Genomic DNA, 19,886 nt, shown 5'->3' with positions numbered 1-19,886 from the left:
CTCAGGCACGCTGGGACGGCCGGCACAGCCGGGTGAGTTGTGGAACGCAGGAGCCACACACGGTGCCGCAACCCAGCCGTTGCTTGAGCTGCGCCAGGTCGGCGCCGTCGTCGATGGCGGCATGAATCGCGGCGCTGGAGACGTGCATGCAGGTACACACGATCGGGTCGGCCGGCGCACCCTGGGTCTGCGCAAACACGGCCAGGCGCGCGCCGCGCCACGGCTGCCCGCGCAAGGCCGAGTCCAGCAGCGACTGATTGGCCGCGCTGGGTTGCGCCGCAGTGAGCAGCACGCCATCGATATGGCTGTGCCCGTCCTGCAGCCGCCAGCCCACCCGGCGCATCAGCCCGCGGCGCAGGTCGCGGTATTCGAGCACGTCGGCACCGGCCGGTAACTGCAACGCGGCCACCAACCGGTCGATCCACTCCGCTGACGGCGCGCGTTCGCAGGCCGCATGCAACACCGCCCACTGCCCGCCGGCATCGCCGCCCGGCTCGGCATGCAGGCGCAGGCCGGCATAGCCGCAATCGCGTAGCAACGGCTGCAAGGCTTGCTGCAGGGCCAGCGCATCGCCGCGGCGTGCCGCCAGCAGATGCCAACCGAATGCGGCCTTTTCCACGCGCACGGCCGCGTGCTTGAGCTCGGGCTGCTGCGAGCGTGTATCCACGGCCGGCGTGCTGACTTCGTTGATGCCGCCGCTGGCCAGCGTCTGCGCGCTCCAGTGCATGGCTGCAAACACCGTGCCCGAACGCAGCTCGTCGGACAGTTCCAACGGCAGCACCAGCGCGCCGCGCTTGCTGGCCACACGCACCAGTTCGCCGGCTTGCAGGCCACGGCGCACGGCATCGTCCGGATGCATGCGCAATGCCGGTTCTGGGCTATGCGCAAACGCACCGGGCACGCGACCACTGCGCGACATGCCATGCCACTGATCGCGCAAGCGGCCAGTCAGCAAGCGCATCGGAAAGCGTGCCGAGGTGGGCTCGGCAACCTTGCGGTACGGCGTGGCATGGAAGCGCGCACGTCCGTTGGGGGTTGCAAACACGCCATCGGTGTAGCGTCGCGCTTGGCCTTGCGTGGCACCCGCCGGGAATGGCCACTGCTGCGGCCCGCGTGCATCCAGCACGGCATGATCCAGGCCGCCGATATCCAGGTCGCGCCCTACCGTCAACGCGCGGTGCTCATCGAAGATCTGCGCCGGCGTGTCGAACGCGAACAGGCCTGCGCCCTCCTGCGGGGCCAGGCGCGCTTCCAGCCGGCGTGCCACCTCGCGTGCGATCCACCAGTCCGCGCGTGCCTGGCCGGGCGGCTCCACCGCCTTGCGCACGCGGGTGATGCAGCGCTCGGAGTTGGTGACGGTGCCGTCCTTCTCGCCCCAGCTGGCGGCCGGCAGCAACACATCGGCGTAAGGCACGGTGTCGGTGCCGGAGAACGCGTCCTGCACGATCACCAGTTCGGCCTGCTCCAGCGCCGCGCGCACGCCATCGATATCGGGCATCGAATGCACGGGGTTGGTGCACACGATCCACACCGCCTTGAGCGTGCCCGCGCGCAGGCGCTCGAACAATTGCACCGCCGGTGCGCCCGGTGTGGCGCTGATGCGCCCTGCCGGCACGCCCCAGGCGCGCTCCACTTCCGCGCGCTCCTGCGCATTGCCGATCTCGCGGTGCGCGGCCAGCATCGTTGCCATGCCGCCCACTTCGCGCCCGCCCATCGCATTAGGCTGACCGGTCAACGAAAACGGCCCGGCGCCCGGCTTGCCGATCTGGCCGGTGGCCAGGTGCAGGTTGATCAGCGCCAGGTTCTTGTCGGTGCCATGCGCCGACTGGTTCAAGCCCATGCAATACAGCGACAACGCGGCCGGGCTGCGCCCGAACCACTCGGCCGCCTGCACCAGGTCCTCGTGCGAGATTCCGCAGATCTCGGCGCTCATGCGCGGTGTGTATTCGCGCAGCATGTGCTTGAGGGCATCGAAGTCTTCGGTCTGCGCCGCCACGAAACGCGCATCTACCAGACCCTCCCAGATCAGGTGATGCAGCATGCCGTTGAACAATGCGACGTCAGTGCCGGGTTCGATGGCAAGGTGCAGGTCGGCCATGGCCGCGGTGTCGGTACGACGGGGATCGATCACGATCCAGCGAATCTCGGGGTTGCGCGCGCGCGCGTCTTCCAGCCGGCGGAACAGCACCGGATGCGCGTAGGCCATGTTGCTGCCGGCAAACAGCACCGTCTGCGCCAGCTCCAGATCCTCGTAGCAGGTGGGCGGGCCATCGGCACCGAGGGCGAGCTTGTAGCCGGTGACCGCGCTGGACATGCACAGCCGCGAGTTGGTGTCGATGTTGTTGGTGCCCAACAGCCCCTTGGCGAGCTTGTTGAAGACGTAATAGTCCTCGGTCAGTAGCTGCCCGGAGACATAGAACGCCACTGCATCCGGGCCGTGCTGGTCGATGATTGCAGCCAGTTTGCCGGTGACGTGATTCAAGGCCTGGTCCCAGCTCACCGCCGTGCGCGGTGCGTCGCGGTGGCGTCGCAACTCCGGCGCCAGCAGGCGGCCCTGCTGGCTGGCCGCGGTCTGCGGCAATGCCAGGCCCTTGCTGCACAGGCGCCCGTGATTGGCCGGATGCAGCGGGTCACCTTCGATGCCGACGATGCGCTCGCCGGCGTCATCGTGCGTGCTGTGGATCAACACGCCGCAGCCAACCCCGCAGTAACAGCAGGTGGAGCGCGTGGTGCGATGCATCGGCGAGGACGCAAGCGGCTGCGCCTCACCACCGAGCGCCGTCAGCAGGCCATCGCTCATGCTGCCGGCTCGGCAACGGCGTCGGCCTGCAGTACCGGCTGCAGCACGATCCACACCGCACCGGCCTCCACCTTCACCGGATAGCGCGGTGCGCAACCCACATCCGGTGCGCAGGCCTGGCCGCTCTGCAAGGCGATCGCCCAACCATGCAGCGGGCACGTCACCGTCTCTCCGGCGACGATGCCCTGCGACAACGGCCCACCCTTGTGCGGGCAGCGGTCGCGCAAGGCAAATACCTGATCGCTGGCGGTGCGGAAGATCGCAATCGGCGGCAGGCCCTCCACGTCGAGCACGCGCGCACCCAGTTCGGGCAGGTCCTGCATCGCACACACACGCACCCAGGCGTTCTCGGCCATGCTCATTGCTCCACCGTGGCGGCTGGCGCGGCAATGCGCAGCGGTTGGTATTCCTGGCGGCGTTCGCCGGCAATGCGGGCCTTCCACGGGTCGACCAGGCCTTCGAGCGAATACAGCAGGCGCTCGTAGAGCGCGCGCCGGTTGGCGGCATCGTCCACCACCTGCGCGCGGATGTAGTCCAGCCCCACACGCGCGATGTAGTGCACGGTGCGATCCAGGTAATAGGCCTGTTCGCGGTAGAGCTGCAGAAACGCGCCGGTGTATTCGCGCACCTCTTCGGCGGTGGTCACCTTGACCAGGAAGCGCGCCACCTCGGTCTTGATGCCGCCATTACCGCCAACATGTAATTCCCAGCCCGAATCCACCGCGATGATGCCCACGTCCTTGATGCCGGATTCAGCGCAATTGCGCGGGCAGCCGGACACCGCCAGCTTCACCTTGTGCGGGCTCCACATGTTGGCGAGCATGGTTTCCAGATCGATGCCCATCTGCGTGCTGTTCTGCGTGCCGAAGCGGCAGAACTCGCTGCCCACGCAGGTCTTTACGGTGCGGATCGACTTGCCGTACGCATGCCCGGACTGCATGCCCAGGTCGCGCCACACATCCACCAGGTCTTCCTTCTTGACCCCGAGCAGATCGATGCGCTGGCCGCCGGTCACCTTGACCATCGGCACCGCGTATTTGTCGGCGACATCGGCGATCCTGCGCAGTTCGCTGGCATTGGTCACCCCGCCCTTCATCTGCGGGATCACCGAGAACGTGCCGTCTTTCTGGATATTGGCGTGCGCACGTTCGTTGATGAAACGCGACTGCGGGTCGTCGATGGCTTCATGCGGCCAGGTCGACAACATGTAGTAGTTGATCGCCGGCCGGCAGGTGGCACAGCCGTTGGGTGTGCGCCATTCCATGAAGGCGTAGGCCTGCGCATGGGTCAGCAGTTTGTGCTCGCGAATGGCACGCCGCACCTCGCCATGGCTCAGGTCGGTGCAGGCGCAAACGGCCTTGGTTTTCGGGGTCTCCTGGAAGTTGGAGCCCAGGCAGTTCATCAGGATCTGCTCCACCAGCCCGGTGCACGAGCCACACGAACTGGCCGCCTTGGTGTGCTTCTTCACCTCGTCCACGGTGAACAGGCCCTGCTCGCTGATTGCCTTGACGATGGTGCCCTTGCACACGCCATTGCAGCCGCAGACTTCGTCGCTGTCGGACATTGCGCTGGCGCGGTCCTGGCCGCCGGTGCCCGCATCGCCCAGTGCGCTTTCACCGAAGATCAACTGGTCGCGCTGCGCCTGGATCGGCGTGCCGTCCTTGAGCAACTTGAAGTACCAGCCACCATCGCTGGTGTCGCCATACAGGCACGCACCCACCAGCACGTCGTCGCGGATCACCAGTTTCTTGTAGACGCCGCCGGCCGGATCCGACAGCACGATTTCCTCGCAGCCATCGCCGCCCATGAAATCGCCCGCAGAGAACAGGTCGATGCCGGTGACCTTGAGCTTGGTCGACGCCACCGAACCGCGATAGATGCCGATGCCGAACTGCGCCAGATGGTTCGCGCACACCTTGGCCTGCTCGAACAACGGCGCCACCAGTCCGTACGCAATGCCGCGATGGTTGGCGCACTCGCCCACCGCATACACGCGCGGGTCGAAGCTTTGCAGGCTGTCGTTGACCACGATGCCACGCGAACAATGGATGCCGGCCTCTTCGGCAAGGCGCGTATTCGGGCGGATGCCGGCGGCCATCACCACCAGGTCGGCCGGGATCTCGCTGCCATCGGCAAACCGCACCCCGATCACCTCGCCCTGCGCGTTGCCGAGCAGCGCGCTGGTGGCGGTGTTCAGGCGGAACTCCAGCCCGCGTGCGCGCAAGGCCTGCTGCAGCAGGTTGCCTGCCACCGGGTCGAGCTGGCGTTCCAGCAACCAGCCGGCCAGGTGCACCACGGTGACCTCCATGCCGCGCACTTTCAGCCCGTTGGCCGCTTCCAGGCCCAGCAGGCCGCCACCAATCACCACCGCGTGTTGGCGGGTGCGCGCGGTGTCGATCATGGTGCGCGTGTCCTGGATATCGCGGTAGCCGATGACCCCTTCCAGGTCGTTGCCGGGAATCGGCAGCACGAACGGCACCGAGCCGGTGGCGATCAGCAGCCGGTCGTACTCGGCCTCGGTGCCGTCGGCCGCAATCACGCGGCGACGCACGCGGTCGATGCGCACGACTTTCTTGTTCAAGTGCAGATGGATGCCGTTGTCGCGGTACCACTGCAGCGGGTTGAGCACGATGTCGTCGAACTCCTGCTCGCCGGCCAACACCGGCGAGAGCAGGATGCGGTTGTAGTTGGGATGCGGCTCGGCCCCGAACACGGTGATGTGGTACATGCCCGGCATCAGCTTGAGCAGTTCCTCCACGGTGCGGATGCCGGCCATGCCGTTGCCGATGACGACGAGTCTGGGTTGCTTCATTGCCTGGATTCCTGTCGACATGTCAGACGCGCGCCGCGCCGGCGGTGGACCATTCACTGCGCCATTGGGTCTTGACGCCGGCCAGCAGCGCCCAGCCACCCAGGGCGAACGCCGCGAACAACCACATGCCGATGGCATAGCTGCCGGTGTGCTGCTTGAGCACGCCCAGCCCCGCGGCCAATGCAAAGCCGCCAATGCCGCCGGCCATGCCGATCAGGCCGGTCATCACCCCGATGTCCTGGCCGAAGCGCTGCGGCACCAGCTGGAACACCGCGCCATTGCCAGCGCCCAGACACAGCAGCGTGAGCACGAACAGCCCCAAGGTGATCGTGGCGCCACCTGCGCCGAAGCCGGCGATGCCGACCAAGGTAGCGACCAGCAGATACACCGCCAGCAAGGCGCGCGTGCCGCCAACGCGGTCGGCGATGACACCACCGAGCGGACGCATCACCGAGCCGGCCAGCACGCAGGCGGCCGTGGCCCAGCCCGCGGTGCGCGCATCGAAACCGAACTGGTCGTGGAAGTAACCCGGCAACGCGCTGGCAAATCCGGAGAAGCCGCCAAAGGTCACTGAGTAAAAAAACATGAAGCGCCATGCGTCGCGATTGCCAACCAGCACGCGGCCGTAATCGGCCCAGTGCTTGCGCGCAACCGGTATGGGCGCTTCGCGGGCAATCAACACAAACACGAGCAGCGTCAGCACCAGCGGAATGCACGCCAGCCCGAACACGTTCTGGTAGCCGAATGCCAGCGCCAGCATCGGCGCGAACAAGGCCGCCAGCACCGTGCCGGAGTTGCCGGCGCCGGCAATGCCCATCGCCGTGCCCTGGTGTTCCGGCGGGTACCAGCGCGATGCCAGCGGCAGCGCCACAGCAAACGAGGCGCCGGCAATGCCGAGCAGCACGCCCAGCAGCAGCACCTGGCCCATGCTGTGCACGCCGAGTTGCCAGGCACCAAACAACGAGGCGATCACCGCCAACTGCGCCACCACGCCGGCGCGCTTGGCGCCGATACGGTCGGCCAGCATGCCCAGCACCAGGCGCAACACCGCGCCGCACAGGATGGGCACCGCCACCATCAAGGCGCGCTGTTGCGTGTCCAGTCCCAGCGCCTGCGCGATCGGCACCTGCAGCGGACCGAGCAGGTACCACACCATGAAACTCAGGTCGAAATACAGGAAGGATGCGAACAAGGTGGGCGTGTGCCCAGATCGCCAGAACGAACGCTGCATAGAGGCATCTCCGAATGCGATGGCCAAAAAAAAACGGCGCCCCTCCGGTAAACCGGAAGGACGCCGTTGTCCTGGATGCGCGCGGATCGCCGTTGACCCGCTGCATCGTGTTCGTGTTGTGGCGAGTGCGCCGTTGCACCCACACGTGGTGCTACGCAATCAACGTGCCAACTTTTTCACTTCGCGATCACCGCGTGCAAGTACTTGAAAAGTAGGTATTTCAGCGGCCTCGCAGTACACGCCATGCCAGCGGGACCACGAGCCACTGCGGAGCCAATGCCCGGCTTTCGTGCGGCGATGCACCAACTGTGTGCGTCGCGGCCCCGCTGCGCGCTCAGGCGGCCGGCGTATCGAACAGGCGGTTGATGCGCCTGTCCGCGTCGGGCGCGGTGACGCCGGCACGCTGTGCAGCGCGGCGGTAGTTGTCCAAACGATGGATGTCGTGCAGGCGCGCGAGGTCGGCCGCTTGCAGCGTGTGCCAGCCCCAACGCTGGAATTGTTCCAGGAACCACTCGCCATCCGACAGCCACGGCATGTTCACCGCGCCACCGCGATGGAAGGCCAGCGCACCGGGGTCCACCGACACCGTGGCCGCGTCGGCATCCAGGCATGCGGCCAGATGTGCGGCCGGCACGCCGATGTAGTCAGGATCGGCCAGCCACTGTGCGCACTGCGCACGATTGGCGGGCGCCGCATCCAGCCAGCGGCACGCTTCCAGCACGCAGGCGGTCAGGCGTTCGCTCAGTTCCGGCTGCAGCGCGGCGAACTCGCGCCGGCACGCCAGCACTTTTTCTGGATGCTCGGGCCAGAGCTCGCCGCTGCGGATCACCCGCTGCCCGCTGCCCTGCGCTTCGGCCACGGCGGCCCACGGCTCGCCGGAGCAGTAGCCGTCCACCAACCCGCTGGCCAGCGCCTCGGGCATCTGCGGTGGCGGGATGCTCACTACATCCACATCGCGCATCGGGTCCACGCCGCAGGCAGCCAACCAGTAGTACAGCCACAGCGCGTGCGTGCCGGTGGGAAAGGTCTGCGCGAACACCACCCGGCGGCCCGCTTCAGCCAACACCTGCGGCAACGGTTGCCCCGCCGCCACGGCCTGTGCCAGCGCCGGGGCCAGGGTGATCGCCTGGCCGTTGTGGTTGAGCGTCATCAACAATGCCATCGGGCATTGCGGGCCACCAACGCCCAGGTCGATTGCATACACCAGGCTGGCCAGCGTGTGGGCAGCGTCCACTTCGCCGGCCAGCAGGCGGTCGCGCACGCCGGCCCACGACGCCTGCCGGTGCAACTGCAGCTGCAGGCCGTACGCGTGGTCCAACCCCAGCCGGCTGGCCGCCACCAGCGGCGCGCAGTCGATCAGCGGCATATAGGCCACGCGCAGCACGGGAAGTTCGGCTTGGCTCATGTAGTCATCCCAACAGATCGGCCATGGCGACGATGCGGCGCGCCACCTCCGGTAGCTTGACGCCCTGCTTCATCGCCTGCTGGCGCAGCGCGGCGTACGCATCGGCTTCGCTCAGTCCGCGTTTTTCCATCAGCAAGCCCTTGGCGCGGTCGATCTGCTTGCGGTCCTGCAAGGCCTGCTGCACTTCGTCCAGACGTTTGCGCATGCTGTTTTCGTGCGCGAACCGGGCCAGCGCCACCTGCACGATCGGCGCCAGCCGCGCCGGCGCCAGCCCATCCACCACGTAGGCGGTAACACCCGCGCCGACGGCGGCATGGATCAACGCATCGTCGCCATCGCCGGAAAACATCACCACCGGCCGCGGTGCATGCGCATGCAGCATCGACAACTGTTCCAGCGTGTCGCGCGAGGGCGAATCCACATCGATCACCACCACATCCGGCTGCTGGCTCTGCACCGCGTGCAGCAAGGCGCTGACCGATGCCACATCGTCGAGCACCGTATACCCGGCGCGCGACAAGGCCTGGCGCAGTTCGCCAATGGGCTTTTCGGTATCGTTGACCAGCAAAACACGCATTGGCGGCGGCGAGGCGTGGACGTGGCCCGATGGTGCCATGCAACATGCTGCCGGTGCGAGCCATCTTTTTCCGGAGCCAGCCTGATGCCGTTGTTCCCGTTGTTCGCAAACCTGCAGGCACGCGCAGTGCTGGTGATCGGCGGTGGCGAGGTCGCCACCCGCAAGGTACTGGCCCTGCTCAAGGCCGGCGCCCATATCCGGCTGTACGCGCACGCGCTGTCGCCGGAACTGGAGGTGTTGATGCAGGCCGGGCGTTTTGAACAGCTGCGCGGCAATTTCGACGCCGCGTGGATCGATGACGTGTGGCTGGTGGTGGCCGCCACCGACGACACTGCGTTGAACCAGCAAGTGGCCGCCGCCGCGGGTGCGCGCCAGCGGCTGGTCAACGTGGTCGACGATGCGGAGCTGTCCACGTATCAAGTACCGGCCATCGTCGACCGCGACCCGTTGGTGATTGCGATCTCCTCCGCAGGCGCCGCACCGATGCTGGCACGACGGCTGCGTGAGCGGCTGGAACGTGAGCTCGATGCCTCTGTGGGCACTTTTGCCGGCCTGTTCGCGCACTACCGCGAGCGCATTCGCAGCCAGTTCCCGGACATGAATCGCCGCCGCCGCTGGTTCGATCGCGTGATCGATGGGCCGGTGCCGCTGCTCCTGCAAGGCGGCGACACCGCCGCCGCCGATGCGGCCTTTCGCCAGGCGCTGGAGGATGCCGACGCGGTTCCCGCGCGTGGCAGTGTGCAATTGGTCGGCACCGGCCCGGGCGATCCCGGCCTGCTCACGCTCAAGGCGCTGCGCGCAATGAACCTGGCCGATGTGCTGCTGGTGGCGCACGACGTGCCGGAGGCGGTGGTGGAACTGGCACGGCGCGATGCATCACGCCGCGTATTGCCAGCCGATGTGGCCGAGCAGCAGGCCCTGTTGCTACAGCTGGCTGGCGACGGCCTGCATGTGGTTGCGCTGCGCGGCGGTGCGGGATTCCAGGCGGCGCACGCGCAGCGCATCGCCGATGCGCTGCAGGTGCAGGGGCTGGCCTGCGACCAGGTGCCGGGCGTGGTTGCGGAGCCGCCAAGCGGCGACTGACTGCGCGGCAGCGGTGTTACCGCGTCAGCTCTTGGACAAGCGCTTGCGCGCACTGTCGCGCACGTCCACATCGAAGGTCACCTGCAAGGTCATGTGTTCGGCATGCCCGGCGCCCGCATCGAAGGTGAAGGTCAGCCCATCGCGGCTGGGCAAGCGCCGCGCATGCTCTTCCAGCGCATCGCGCGGGAGCGACAGCTGCCAGTGGTCGGTGGCGCAATTGCAGCTGGCGTGCCCGCCGGTGAGGCTGACGCTATGGCGCACCAATCGCGCGCCCTGCCCGCTTGGCAGCCGGCTCAGGTTGTCGATGCTGCGCCCATCCAGCAACGCGGCCAGTTCGGCCTCGTCGATACGGAACCGCAGGTGCTGACCTTCAATCTGGATTTTCATGGATGAGCTGAGTCCATTGCGCGGGCGTATTGCAATTGACGAACGCGGCACGTTCTGTGGCGGTGACGGCCACGCGATGGCACTGCAGTGATTGCTGCAAGGCGCGCAGCGAACGTGACGCTGCCGGCGCCTCCAGCAACTGCGCCAGGGTGGCGCGGAGCTGCGCATCCACCTGCACGCGCATCGGCAGCATCTCGTCTTCGAAGGTCGCGCAGCGTGCATCCGGCGGTGCCAACAGGCGTGCCAGCAGTGCACCAGACAGCAACGGCATGTCGACCGGCACCACCAGCACGGTGGTGCCATCGGCAACGCGATCGATCACGCTGGCCAGGCCGCCCAGCGGCCCGAGGTCGGCCCGGGCATCGGCAATGCCGGCAAACTGCGGGTAGTTGCCGCTGACCAGCACCTGCTGCGCGCCGGCTTGCAGCAGCAACGCCTGCATCTGCGCAAGCAATGGGCGGCCATGCCACGGCAACAGCGCCTTGTCCTGGCCCATGCGCGAGGAACGCCCGCCCGCCAACACCACACCGGTCCATGCGATGACTGCGGGTGTGGTTGTCATGCAGGCGTGCCCGTTGCAGGCCATTGCGCAGATTGCTCAAAGACCTTCATGGCACCAATACCGGCGCAGCTGGTTGCAGATGGCCCAGGCCGTACACCTGCGCCACCGTGCTGGGTGCAGCACCGTCCGGCTGCGGCTCCACCACTGCCCAGACATTGGCCTGCAGCAACGGCGCCACGCGAAAGGATTCCTGCTGCGGCAACACCTGCACGCTGAGCACGCCAGCGGTCGAGCAGGTCAGTTGCGCACGCAGATGCTGGCGCCATACCGGCCGCGCCGGCAGCGGTGTGTGCAAGGCAACTGGCAGGCCGTGTTCGTGCGGCATGCCAAGCAAGCCTCGCAATGCGGGCTCGACAAAAAAGCGTAGTCCTGCCGCGCTCGCCATTGGGTTACCGGGCAGCCCCACATACAGCACGCCATCCGGCAGGCGTGCCAGCAGCACCGGCTTGCCCGGCCGCACCGCCACCTTGTGGAACAGACGTTGTGCGTTGTGCCGGGCCAGCGCATCGGGAACAAAGTCGTAGCGCCCGCGCGACACCGCGCCGGTGCTCAGGATCACATCCGCGCCCTCCTGGCGCGCCTGTGCCAGCACCGCATCGAAGGCCACTGCGTCATCGCCCACCTGGGCCTGCCACACCACCCGCGCGCCGGCCGCACGTAACTGGCTGAGCAGATAGTGGCTGGTGCCATCGCGAATCTGCCCGGGCAACAAGGGCTGCTCCGGGTCGGTCACCAGCTCGCGTCCGGTGGCGATCAGCGCCACGCGCGGTTGGCGCATCACTGGCACGCGCGCGCAGCCCAGCGCGGCCAGCACCATCGCATGCGCGCCACGCAACAGCGTGCCGGCTTCGATCACGCGGTCGTGGACCGCCACGTCCTCGCCGCGGCGGCGGATGTGCTGCCCGGCACGCACGTCCGCGCGTAGGCGGATCAGGCTGGGGCGCTCGGCATCCTGTGCCAGGATCTCGAGTTGCTCGCTCGGCACCACGGCATCGGCACCCGTAGGCAATGCCGCACCGGTCATGATTTCCCACGCAGCACCGTCAGCAATCGCAGGCGCTTCGCCGGCAGCGATTGTCCCGGCAATCACATAGTCGCTGCCGGCGCGCGCACCGTTGCCGGCGGTGGCCAGTGCCACGCCATCCATCGCGCTGTTGTCGAATGGCGGCAATGCATCTGGGCTCGACACGTGCTGCGCCAGGATGCGGCCTTCGGCCTCTGTACTGCTCACCCATTCGCCCGAAAGCGGTGCCACCTGCTGCTGCACAATAGCAAGGGCCTCGGCGTAGCTGATCATGAGCAGAAAGGGCCGATCGATGGATGACCTGGCTAGGATACCCGGCCGCTCGCATGCCGGGTACCGCGTAGCCACGGGGGCCGCGCAATGCCACGTGTGCTTGACCCTGCTCGAACGCCCCGCCCACATCCGCACCGGCACAGTTGCCGCATCCCCTCACTCGCTTCGCGCATGCAATTTGTCGATCTCGTCGGCTGGCTCGCCAGCGCTGTCCTCATTGCCACCCTCATCCGCCAGATCTACAAACAATGGCGGTCGGACCAGATCCAGGGCGTATCGCGCTGGCTCTTCATCGGGCAGATCACCGCCTCGCTGCTGTTTATTCTCTACAGCGCGCTGGTTGGCAATGCGGTGTTTATCGTGAGCAATGCATTGATTCTGGCGACCGGCATCACCGGCTATGTGTTGCAGCGGATCAAGTTGAAGCGGCTGGGTGGTCGCGCTTAAGACGTGGGGCGTTTGCTGGTCTTACGCGTCGTCGTGGGTGTTGCCTTCCTGCCTGTAGGTGCAGCCGATGCGGTGTTTGCCGATGCCTTTTTGGCTGTTGTCTTCTTGGTGGCACACTTCCTTGCAGCTGTCTTGGTGACCGCAGTGGTCTTCGCTGCGTTCTTTACTGCCTTCTTCGTCGCAGACGGCTTCTTCTCGCCCGCATTTGCCGCAGCCTCCTTCACGTTGGGGCGCTTGCGTGCAGGCCCGGCCGCAGCTGCTGGCACTGCATCGGTATCTGGCACATCCACCGTGATCCAGGTCGGCGCATGATCGCTGGCCTTCTCCAGCGCACGCACCCACTTGTCCACCCCGGCATCGCGTAGCCCCTCCGCCAACGTGCGGTTGAGCAAGAGATGATCGATGCGCAGCCCGCGGTCACGCGCGAAGTGCTGACGAAAGTAGTCCCAGAACGTGTAGACCGGTGCATCGCCGTGGATGGCCTGCAGGCTGTCGGTCCAGCCCTGCGCCAGCAACTGCGCGTACGCGGCGCGGCTCTCCGGCTGCAGCAATGCGTCCTTGCGCCACCCCTTTGGGTCGTAGATGTGCGCATCGGTAGGCACCACATTGAAGTCGCCGATCAACGCAACCGGATGTGGCAGCGCCACCAGCGTGGCCGCATGCCGGAGCAGGCGCTGGAACCACTTCAATTTGTAGTCGAACTTCGGCCCGGGTTGCGGGTTGCCATTCGGTAGATACAGGCAACCCACGATCACCCCGTGGATGGCGGCCTCCAGATAGCGGCTCTGCGTGTCCGCCGGATCCCACGGCAGGCCGCGCCGGATCTCTACCGGCTCGGCGCCGCGTGCCAGCAGTGCCACGCCGTTCCACGACCGCTGGCCCTGCCAGATCACCCCGTAGCCCGCATCGCGGATCGCCTGTTCCGGAAATGCCTCCTGCGTGGATTTCAATTCCTGCAGCCCCACGATATCCGGCTGCTCGCGTTGCAGCCATTGCAGCAGGTGCGGCAGGCGGCTGGCGATGCCATTGACGTTGTAGGTCGCAATCGTACGTTGAGTGGTGGGCATGGGCGGGCGGCCGCTGGCGTGGATCAAGAGCATCGCGTCTAACGCATTAACCCGATGCTCAAGCGAGGTGAAGCTGCGCGTGTGCACCGATGCGCACTCACGCGCAGCGAACCCCTCGCATCCTTAGCCTTGGCAACCCCTGTATCGAAGGAGACCGCATGCGACCGTCCCTCTTGTTGCTGCCGCTGGCGTTATGCGCCGCGTGCTCGCGCATTCCACCGCCGGTCACACCGCCGGGCGCGGAAGAAACCACCAAGACCAATGTCCTCGAAGCCGGCGCCAAGGTGCTGCAATCCAATGGACCGGTGGGCAAACTCGATATCTACCTGGTTGGCTTTCATCCAATGAAGGATGCGCCGGAGCAACAGATGGAAGCGCATCACTACTGCCACCAGGTCAACCAGGATCTGGTGCAGTGTGCGCTCTACGATGGCAATACGGCCGAGGCCAATCTCACCGGCATCGAGTACATCATCTCCGAAAGCCTGTTTGCGCAACTGCCCGCGCAGGAACGCGCGTTCTGGCATCCGCACAATGGCGAGATCCTGTCCGGCCAGCTCTCTGCACCCAATCTGCCGCTGGTTGCCGAAAAGGAACTGATGCGCAGCAAGATGAACAGCTACGGCAAGACCTGGCACACCTGGCATTCGCGCAAGGGCACCGCACCGAGCGACACGCTGCCGCTGGGCGAGCCGATGCTGGCGTGGTCGTTCAGTCGCGATGGCGAGATCCAGCAGCCGTTGATCGAGCAACGCGACAAGGCGGCGACCATTTCCACGGCCGAGCGCCGCGCCGATCGCAAGGACCTTACCGAGTTGGCGAAACCGCAGCACGGCGTGGACGCCTTGCACCAACACTTCCCGGAAGCGACGCCGATCCCGGGCGTGGTGGATGCCGAGGCAACTGCGCAGTAAACACGAGTGCCCCGCCTGCAGTTGCAGCGGGGCAACGGAATGCCATCAATCACTGACCAACTTACGGAACAAACGCCGCGCGCACGCAGCCTTCGTGCTTGTGCTTGAACATCTCATAGCCGCGTGCGGCCTCTTCCAGCGGCATCTTGTGGGTCATCAGGAAGCTCGATTTGAGCCGGCCTGCGCGGGCCAGGTCCAGCAATCTGGGCACATACAACTGCCCATGCTGTTGCGCGGTGCGCACGGTCAGCCCCTTGTTCATGACCGCGCCGAGCGGGAATTTATCCATCAGCCCATACACGCCCAGCACGGACAGGATGCCGCCCTTGCGGCAGGCCAGGATCGCCTCGCGCAACGCCTGGCCGCGGTCGGTATGCAGATGCAGCGCCTGCTTCACGCGGTCATAGGCATGCCCCATGCCGGTGCCATGGGCCTCCATGCCCACTGCATCGATGCAGGCGTCTGGCCCGCGCCCGCCGGTCATTTCGCGCAGCACATCCACCACGCTGTCGACAGTCGAATAGTCGATGACCTCCACACCTAGCACATCGCGCGCCATGGCCAGGCGCTCGGGCAGCCGATCGATCGCAATCACCCGCTCTGCCCCGAGAATGCGTGCACTCTGCTGCGCCATCAGGCCGACGCCGCCACAGCCCCACACCGCCACCGTATCGCCCGGCTGGATGTTGCAGAAGTCCGCTCCCATGAAGCCGGTCGGCCCGGCATCGGACAAAAATAAGGCGTCCTCATCGGACACCTCGTCCGGCACTTCGGAGCAGCCAACGTCGGCATGCGGCACCCGTATATAGGTGGCATGCGAACCGGCGTAGCCGCCGAAGGCGTGCGTATAGCCGTAAATACCGGCGGTGGGGTGACCCAGCAGCGGCTCCTGCATTTCCCAGTGCGGGTTGGTGTTGTCGCACAGGGAATATTCCTTGCGCTCGCAATGCCAGCAGCCGCCGCACGAAATAAACGAGGGCACTACCACGCGTTGCCCCACCCGCACGTTCTTCACTGCCGGACCCACTTCCACCACCGTGCCCATGAACTCATGGCCGATGACATCGCCCTCGCGCATGGTGGGCAGATAGCCGTCGATGAAATGCAGATCCGAACCGCAGGTGGTGCTCAAGCCCACTTTCAGGATGACATCGCGTGGATTGACCAGCACCGGGTCGGGCACCGTTTCCACACGCAGGTCGTTGACGCCGTTCCAGCACAGTGCTCTCACACCTGTTCTCCTGTTGCCTGGGAATGTTTGTCGCCACGTGCCGCGGGCGTGTGCGCCAGGGTCGGAATCTCCCCTGCCTCCAGCCATGCGCGCAGCCGCCGCAATGTCTTGCCCAGCAGCACGTAGGGCGCTGGGATCACCAGCTTGGTAAACAGCTGCGCGATCACGCCCTCCACCGCGTAATGCAGCGTGGCGGTGACCTCGCTGGCGTCACGCCCACGTGCGGGCTGCACCTGCAGCAGGACATCGACTTGCAGGCCATGCTCGCCCTCGGCGATGTAGCGCACCGATTCCCCCAATCGCGCCTCGGCGCGGCGCAGCTGCACGCGCAACTGTTGCTGTAGCGGCGCGCGCAATTCCCATTCGGACGCATGGCCGTCCCCATCGACCAACACGGCGGCGCCCTCGAGCAAGCGCTGCTGCACCGTGGCATCGCACCACGCATCCAGGATCTGATGCGGCTCGGCGCGGATGGTCATGCTGCGCACGATGTGTGTGCCCTGCGCATCGGCGGCCACTGGGTTGGTCGGGGTCAGGCTCATGGCTTACTGCACCCCGGCATTCTTGGTGGTGGTTTGCAGGGCCTTGGCGGCGGCGAGATGGTCGGCCACGTGATGGCGCGTGGTCTTCAGGTGCTCGGCCACCTGCGGGTTTTGCGCTGCCGGGATCAGCTTCTTGTCGAGTGCTTCCAGTGCCTCGGTGTGGTCCTTGACCATCGCCTTGATGTAGGCGGCCTGGAATTGATCGCCCTCGAGCTTTTGCAGCTTGCTCAGCTCTGCCTTGCCCTTGGTCATCTGCAGCTTGGCACCCATCGCTGAGGTATCCGGCGACCACTTGGCGATCTTCTGGTTGTTCTCGGTGTGCTCCTTGATCATGCGCGTGGCGTAATCACGCACCCCGCCGGTGGCCTGCTTCTGCAGCGCCAGATTGGCCGCGTTGATCTCACTGGTATTGATCGCGCTGAGCATCCCTAGTGCTTCCTGCTCGTCTTCGCTGGGCGCGGCGGTGGCTGCACTTTTAGGTGCCGTGTTACTGCCGGGCTGGGTAGCGGTCTGTGCCTGCGCGCTCATCGCAAGTCCAAGCGACAATGCCAGGCCGGCCAGGAGTGGGGATGCAGTTTTCATGGGCAGTTCTCCAAAGGGATGTGGTGCAAGGATGCTGGCCCGCGCGGCGTGACTCGCTCGTCGAGCGCATGTCGAGACATGGCGAAGAAAGGCTGTTGCGGCGCAACACCCCCTCACGCACTCTGGACAACGCCGCCTACCGACACCGGCGGAATAAAATCGCGTAGCACCACGCCGCTGCGCGGCAGCGTTGGAAAACGATTCAATGGGTAGCGCAGATCCTGCGGCGGTAACGTGTAATCGCTGGATGCCAGCAGGCTGAGCGCAGACATCAGCAGTGCGATGCTCGGGTTTTCCCCGGGGCAGCGATGGTCGCGTTCGACACTGCCGCCGCCGTGCGCCACGAAGTCGTAGCGGCTGCCTGTCCAGTGCTCGAAGCGCGAGGGATCGAAGCGCTCGGGATCGCGCCAGACCGCAGGATGATGATTGGTGCCATACAGATCCACCATCATCCAGTCGCCCTGCTTGAAATGCCGATCTCGCCAGACGAACGGCATGCGCACCCGCCCGCCAATCAGCGGGAAAAAAGGATAGAAGCGGCGCACTTCCTGCACAGTGTTCTGCAACAGACCTGGCTCACCGGCGCGCAGGCGCGGGCGCAGCGGCGGATGCTCATGCAGGGCAAGCGCGCAGAAGCTGATCCAGCGCGCCACGGCCACGATCGGGCGCAACAGGTTGATCAGCTCGGTTACCGCAGTGGGCACGCTCAACAGCACGCCGTCCGCATCGCGATGCCAGGCCACCGTGGCTGCGATGCTGGCCTCGGGCGCTGTCCCGGCACGCCGCACATTGCGAACCGCACGCGCCACCCAACGCTCCACGCGGCGACGGCCACGCCATCCGCGCACCCAACGCAGCCCGAACGCCCCTGCGCCATCGATCATTGCACCCAGGTCGCGTGCAAGTGGCCTGCTCTGTTGCGCGCGCAGAGGCAGCCCCGCCCATCGGCACGCGGCGCGGCAGAGCACGTGTTCGGCTTCCTGCTGCAAGATGATCTGTGCGCTACGCGCCCAGGTGTCTGCCTGCCGGCTCCACTCCTCCTCGAAGCACGCAACCAGCCGCGAGGTTTCGGCAGGTGTCAGCACCGACAGAAACAGGCGCTTGCGCTGCAGGTGCGCATCGCCATCGAGCTGCTGCACGCTGCCGCGTCCCTGCAACAAGCGCAGCGTGGTCGGCGGCATCGCGCCAACGCGGGTGAAGCGGCCTGGGTGATAGAAGGTGGCGAGTGCATCCGGCCCGCGCGCGAACACCACTTGTTGCAGCGCCAGACGTGCCTGAAAAGCATCGCTGCCCAGCGCCTCGCAGTGTCTGGACACAAAGGCATAGCCGTCTCGCAGCAAGGCCGGGAGCACATCGCGCTGCGGTGCCTGTGCAATCCGTCCTTGGGTCTGCGCTGTCGCGTCCGCAGCGTCATCGCGCAGACGCTGCGGTGCGTGCCTAACATGGTCGGTGGTCGACGCGTGCATCGTCATTGCTGGTCTGCTCTTGTTACGGTGATGCCTGGCACGCTGAGCTCGGTGCACGCAGCAGCACGTGAATCGCACTCCACATGCGCTCCCGGCGCATGCGCAGACTTCACACCTGCCGCTTTCGCGCTACGCACGTGAAGATGCTCGAGACTGGCTTCACCGCGTGGTGAGAAACGCGTGCCTAGCGTCCAGGATTTTCCACGGAGCTACGCCATGGTCAAGCATCGCCCTCTCGACCAGCAGGTCATTGTCATCACCGGTGCCTCCAGCGGCATCGGCCTGTGCACCGCGCTGGCCGCCGCCGAAGCAGGCGCCAGTGTCGTCCTGGTTGCGCGCAGTGCCGGTGTGCTGCAGGAAGTGGCCGACCTGCTCACCACACAGGGCCATCAGGCCATCGCCGTGGTCGCCGACGTCACCGAACCGGCGCAGCTGCAACACGCCGCAGACACGGCAATCGCACGCTTCGGCCGCATCGACACCTGGGTCAACAATGCCGGCGTGGCAATCTTCGGCCTGTTGCAGGACGTAGACGATCACGACAGCCGGCGCATGTTCGATATCAACTTCTGGGGCGTGGTCTATGGCTCGCGCATCGCGCTCCCGCACCTGGCCACAAGCGGCGGCGCATTGATCAACATCGGGAGCGAAGCCTCGGAGGCCGTGGTCCCCTGGCAAGGCATGTATTCGGCATCCAAGCATGCGGTGAAAGGCTTCACCGACAGCCTGCGCATCGAGATCGAAGGCCTGGCCAAACAACCGGTGTCGGTGGTGCTGATTCAGCCCACCGCGGTGGACACGCCTTATCCGCAGCATGCGCGCAACTACATGCAAGCAGAACCGCAATTGCCGCCGCCGCTGATCGAACCGATGCGCGTTGCCAACGCCATCCTGCATGCGGCCGAACACGGCGGCCGCGACGTCAAGGTGGGCGCGATGGCCAACGCAAATATCACCGTGACCCGGCTGATGCCGCGCATGGCGGACGCGCTCTCCGCCATGCGGTCCAAGACCCAGCAACAGGATCGCGCTGCCGTCGATCCTGCAGGCACGTTGTATCGCGCGGGCGAAAGTGGACGTATCCACGGCGAGTAAGCCTGGCGCCGGTCAGGCGAGCACCGTCGCTTGGCCGGTTTCTGCCTACATCTCTCGCTGCAAATACAGATCGCCGCAAGAGCGGCGATCTGTATCCATTACTCATCTGCGCAAAGAATGCGCGTTACACCATCGGTGCTAAGCGCCAGGGTCCGCCGGCCCAAGTTGGTTGGCCGCGAGCATGTCGTCGATGCGCTTGGTCACCTGCGCGGCATCCTCCTTGCTCTGCACCGCAGCGGTAATGGCCTCTGCGCGTGCATGGAACACATCCCAGAAGTCATCGGGATGCTGCCGCCGCAACTCGGGGAGTTCGTCGGCCAGTGTTTTCAGTTGTGCGTCGATATCAGGGGTCATGGGGGTCTCCTTTACGCGTCCACGCTACCCAGCA

At 66.1% G+C, this 19,886-nt stretch carries 19 protein-coding genes; 4 read left to right on the top strand and 15 right to left on the bottom strand.

Features of this window, described 5'->3' with window-relative positions; translation table 11 throughout:
- Position 1: 1 nt before the first annotated feature.
- The 6 genes from ACD584_RS13720 to ACD584_RS13695 form a co-directional block, all read right to left on the bottom strand.
- On the bottom strand, positions 2–2,800 hold the full coding sequence (locus ACD584_RS13720; protein WP_175611654.1) for a nitrate reductase: 2,799 nt from the start codon (positions 2,798–2,800) through the stop codon (positions 2–4).
- Positions 2,797–3,162, bottom strand: coding sequence for a nitrite reductase small subunit NirD (nirD, locus tag ACD584_RS13715; protein ID WP_175611653.1), 366 nt, complete (start codon positions 3,160–3,162; stop codon positions 2,797–2,799). Before nirD ends, ACD584_RS13720 begins: the two co-directional genes overlap by 4 nt.
- Complete coding sequence (gene nirB, locus ACD584_RS13710; RefSeq protein WP_254843740.1) at positions 3,159–5,576, bottom strand: nitrite reductase large subunit NirB; 2,418 nt, start codon at positions 5,574–5,576, stop codon at positions 3,159–3,161. Before nirB ends, nirD begins: the two co-directional genes overlap by 4 nt.
- 58 nt (positions 5,577–5,634) lie before the next feature.
- Positions 5,635–6,804 (bottom strand): NarK/NasA family nitrate transporter, encoded by a 1,170-nt coding sequence (locus ACD584_RS13705; protein WP_175611850.1) that lies wholly within the window; start codon positions 6,802–6,804, stop codon positions 5,635–5,637.
- Positions 6,805–7,177: 373 nt separating this feature from the next.
- Positions 7,178–8,248, bottom strand: a complete 1,071-nt coding sequence (locus ACD584_RS13700) for a CmpA/NrtA family ABC transporter substrate-binding protein (protein WP_070693015.1) — start codon at positions 8,246–8,248, stop codon at positions 7,178–7,180.
- Positions 8,249–8,252: 4 nt separating this feature from the next.
- Positions 8,253–8,825: an ANTAR domain-containing response regulator gene (locus ACD584_RS13695; RefSeq protein WP_076036935.1), complete on the bottom strand. Its 573-nt coding sequence runs from the start codon at positions 8,823–8,825 to the stop codon at positions 8,253–8,255.
- Positions 8,826–8,909: 84 nt separating this feature from the next.
- Here ACD584_RS13695 and ACD584_RS13690 point away from each other — a divergent pair, with 84 nt between their 5' ends.
- A complete protein-coding gene (locus ACD584_RS13690; RefSeq protein ID WP_076036934.1) occupies positions 8,910–9,908 on the top strand; it encodes an NAD(P)-dependent oxidoreductase in 999 nt (332 codons plus the stop codon).
- Between the two features lie 24 nt (positions 9,909–9,932).
- Here ACD584_RS13690 and ACD584_RS13685 read toward each other — a convergent pair whose 3' ends face one another.
- Genes ACD584_RS13685 through ACD584_RS13675 form a run of 3 tightly spaced genes read right to left on the bottom strand, consistent with a single transcriptional unit; the run spans position 9,933 to position 12,154 of the window.
- A complete protein-coding gene (locus ACD584_RS13685; protein WP_076036933.1) occupies positions 9,933–10,295 on the bottom strand; it encodes a hypothetical protein in 363 nt (120 codons plus the stop codon).
- On the bottom strand, positions 10,279–10,857 hold the full coding sequence (locus ACD584_RS13680) for a molybdenum cofactor guanylyltransferase (protein WP_076036932.1): 579 nt from the start codon (positions 10,855–10,857) through the stop codon (positions 10,279–10,281). The genes ACD584_RS13685 and ACD584_RS13680 overlap by 17 nt, the downstream gene beginning before the upstream one ends.
- 46 nt (positions 10,858–10,903) lie before the next feature.
- Positions 10,904–12,154 (bottom strand): molybdopterin molybdotransferase MoeA, encoded by a 1,251-nt coding sequence (locus ACD584_RS13675; protein WP_076036931.1) that lies wholly within the window; start codon positions 12,152–12,154, stop codon positions 10,904–10,906.
- Between the two features lie 171 nt (positions 12,155–12,325).
- Between ACD584_RS13675 and ACD584_RS13670 the strand changes: the two genes are divergently transcribed.
- Positions 12,326–12,601, top strand: coding sequence for a hypothetical protein (locus tag ACD584_RS13670; RefSeq protein WP_042599066.1), 276 nt, complete (start codon positions 12,326–12,328; stop codon positions 12,599–12,601).
- Here the strand turns inward: ACD584_RS13670 and xth are convergent.
- The gene (xth, locus tag ACD584_RS13665; protein WP_076037862.1) at positions 12,598–13,668 is read right to left on the bottom strand and encodes an exodeoxyribonuclease III; all 1,071 of its coding nucleotides are present in this window, start codon (positions 13,666–13,668) and stop codon (positions 12,598–12,600) included. The genes ACD584_RS13670 and xth overlap by 4 nt on opposite strands.
- 143 nt (positions 13,669–13,811) lie before the next feature.
- Here xth and ACD584_RS13660 point away from each other — a divergent pair, with 143 nt between their 5' ends.
- Complete coding sequence (locus ACD584_RS13660) at positions 13,812–14,582, top strand: OBAP family protein (RefSeq protein WP_175611849.1); 771 nt, start codon at positions 13,812–13,814, stop codon at positions 14,580–14,582.
- A 61-nt stretch (positions 14,583–14,643) separates the two neighbouring features.
- Here ACD584_RS13660 and ACD584_RS13655 read toward each other — a convergent pair whose 3' ends face one another.
- The 4 genes from ACD584_RS13655 to ACD584_RS13640 all read right to left on the bottom strand — a co-directional run bounded on the left by ACD584_RS13655 (position 14,644) and on the right by ACD584_RS13640 (position 18,409).
- Positions 14,644–15,813, bottom strand: coding sequence for a zinc-dependent alcohol dehydrogenase (locus ACD584_RS13655; protein ID WP_076036929.1), 1,170 nt, complete (start codon positions 15,811–15,813; stop codon positions 14,644–14,646).
- Positions 15,810–16,355, bottom strand: a complete 546-nt coding sequence (locus tag ACD584_RS13650) for a hypothetical protein (protein WP_076036928.1) — start codon at positions 16,353–16,355, stop codon at positions 15,810–15,812. The genes ACD584_RS13655 and ACD584_RS13650 overlap by 4 nt, the downstream gene beginning before the upstream one ends.
- 3 nt (positions 16,356–16,358) lie before the next feature.
- Positions 16,359–16,937, bottom strand: a complete 579-nt coding sequence (locus ACD584_RS13645; RefSeq protein WP_175611652.1) for a DUF4142 domain-containing protein — start codon at positions 16,935–16,937, stop codon at positions 16,359–16,361.
- A 113-nt stretch (positions 16,938–17,050) separates the two neighbouring features.
- Positions 17,051–18,409 carry a cytochrome P450 gene (locus tag ACD584_RS13640; RefSeq protein WP_175611651.1) on the bottom strand — a complete coding sequence of 453 codons (1,359 nt, stop codon included), beginning with the start codon at positions 18,407–18,409 and terminating at the stop codon, positions 17,051–17,053.
- 210 nt (positions 18,410–18,619) lie between these two features.
- On the opposite strand from ACD584_RS13640, the gene ACD584_RS13635 reads away from it, so the two are divergent.
- A complete protein-coding gene (locus ACD584_RS13635) occupies positions 18,620–19,498 on the top strand; it encodes an SDR family oxidoreductase (protein WP_076036926.1) in 879 nt (292 codons plus the stop codon).
- 138 nt (positions 19,499–19,636) lie between these two features.
- Here the strand turns inward: ACD584_RS13635 and ACD584_RS13630 are convergent, their stop codons facing one another.
- Positions 19,637–19,852 carry a hypothetical protein gene (locus ACD584_RS13630; RefSeq protein ID WP_076036925.1) on the bottom strand — a complete coding sequence of 72 codons (216 nt, stop codon included), beginning with the start codon at positions 19,850–19,852 and terminating at the stop codon, positions 19,637–19,639.
- Between the last annotated feature and the right edge of the window lie 34 nt (positions 19,853–19,886).

The organism is Xanthomonas sp. NCPPB 2922 (assembly GCF_041520885.1).
Classification (GTDB): domain Bacteria; phylum Pseudomonadota; class Gammaproteobacteria; order Xanthomonadales; family Xanthomonadaceae; genus Xanthomonas; species Xanthomonas campestris.
The sequence above is the reverse complement of the archived record's forward strand: the minus strand, read 5'-3'. Positions and strand labels throughout refer to the sequence as shown.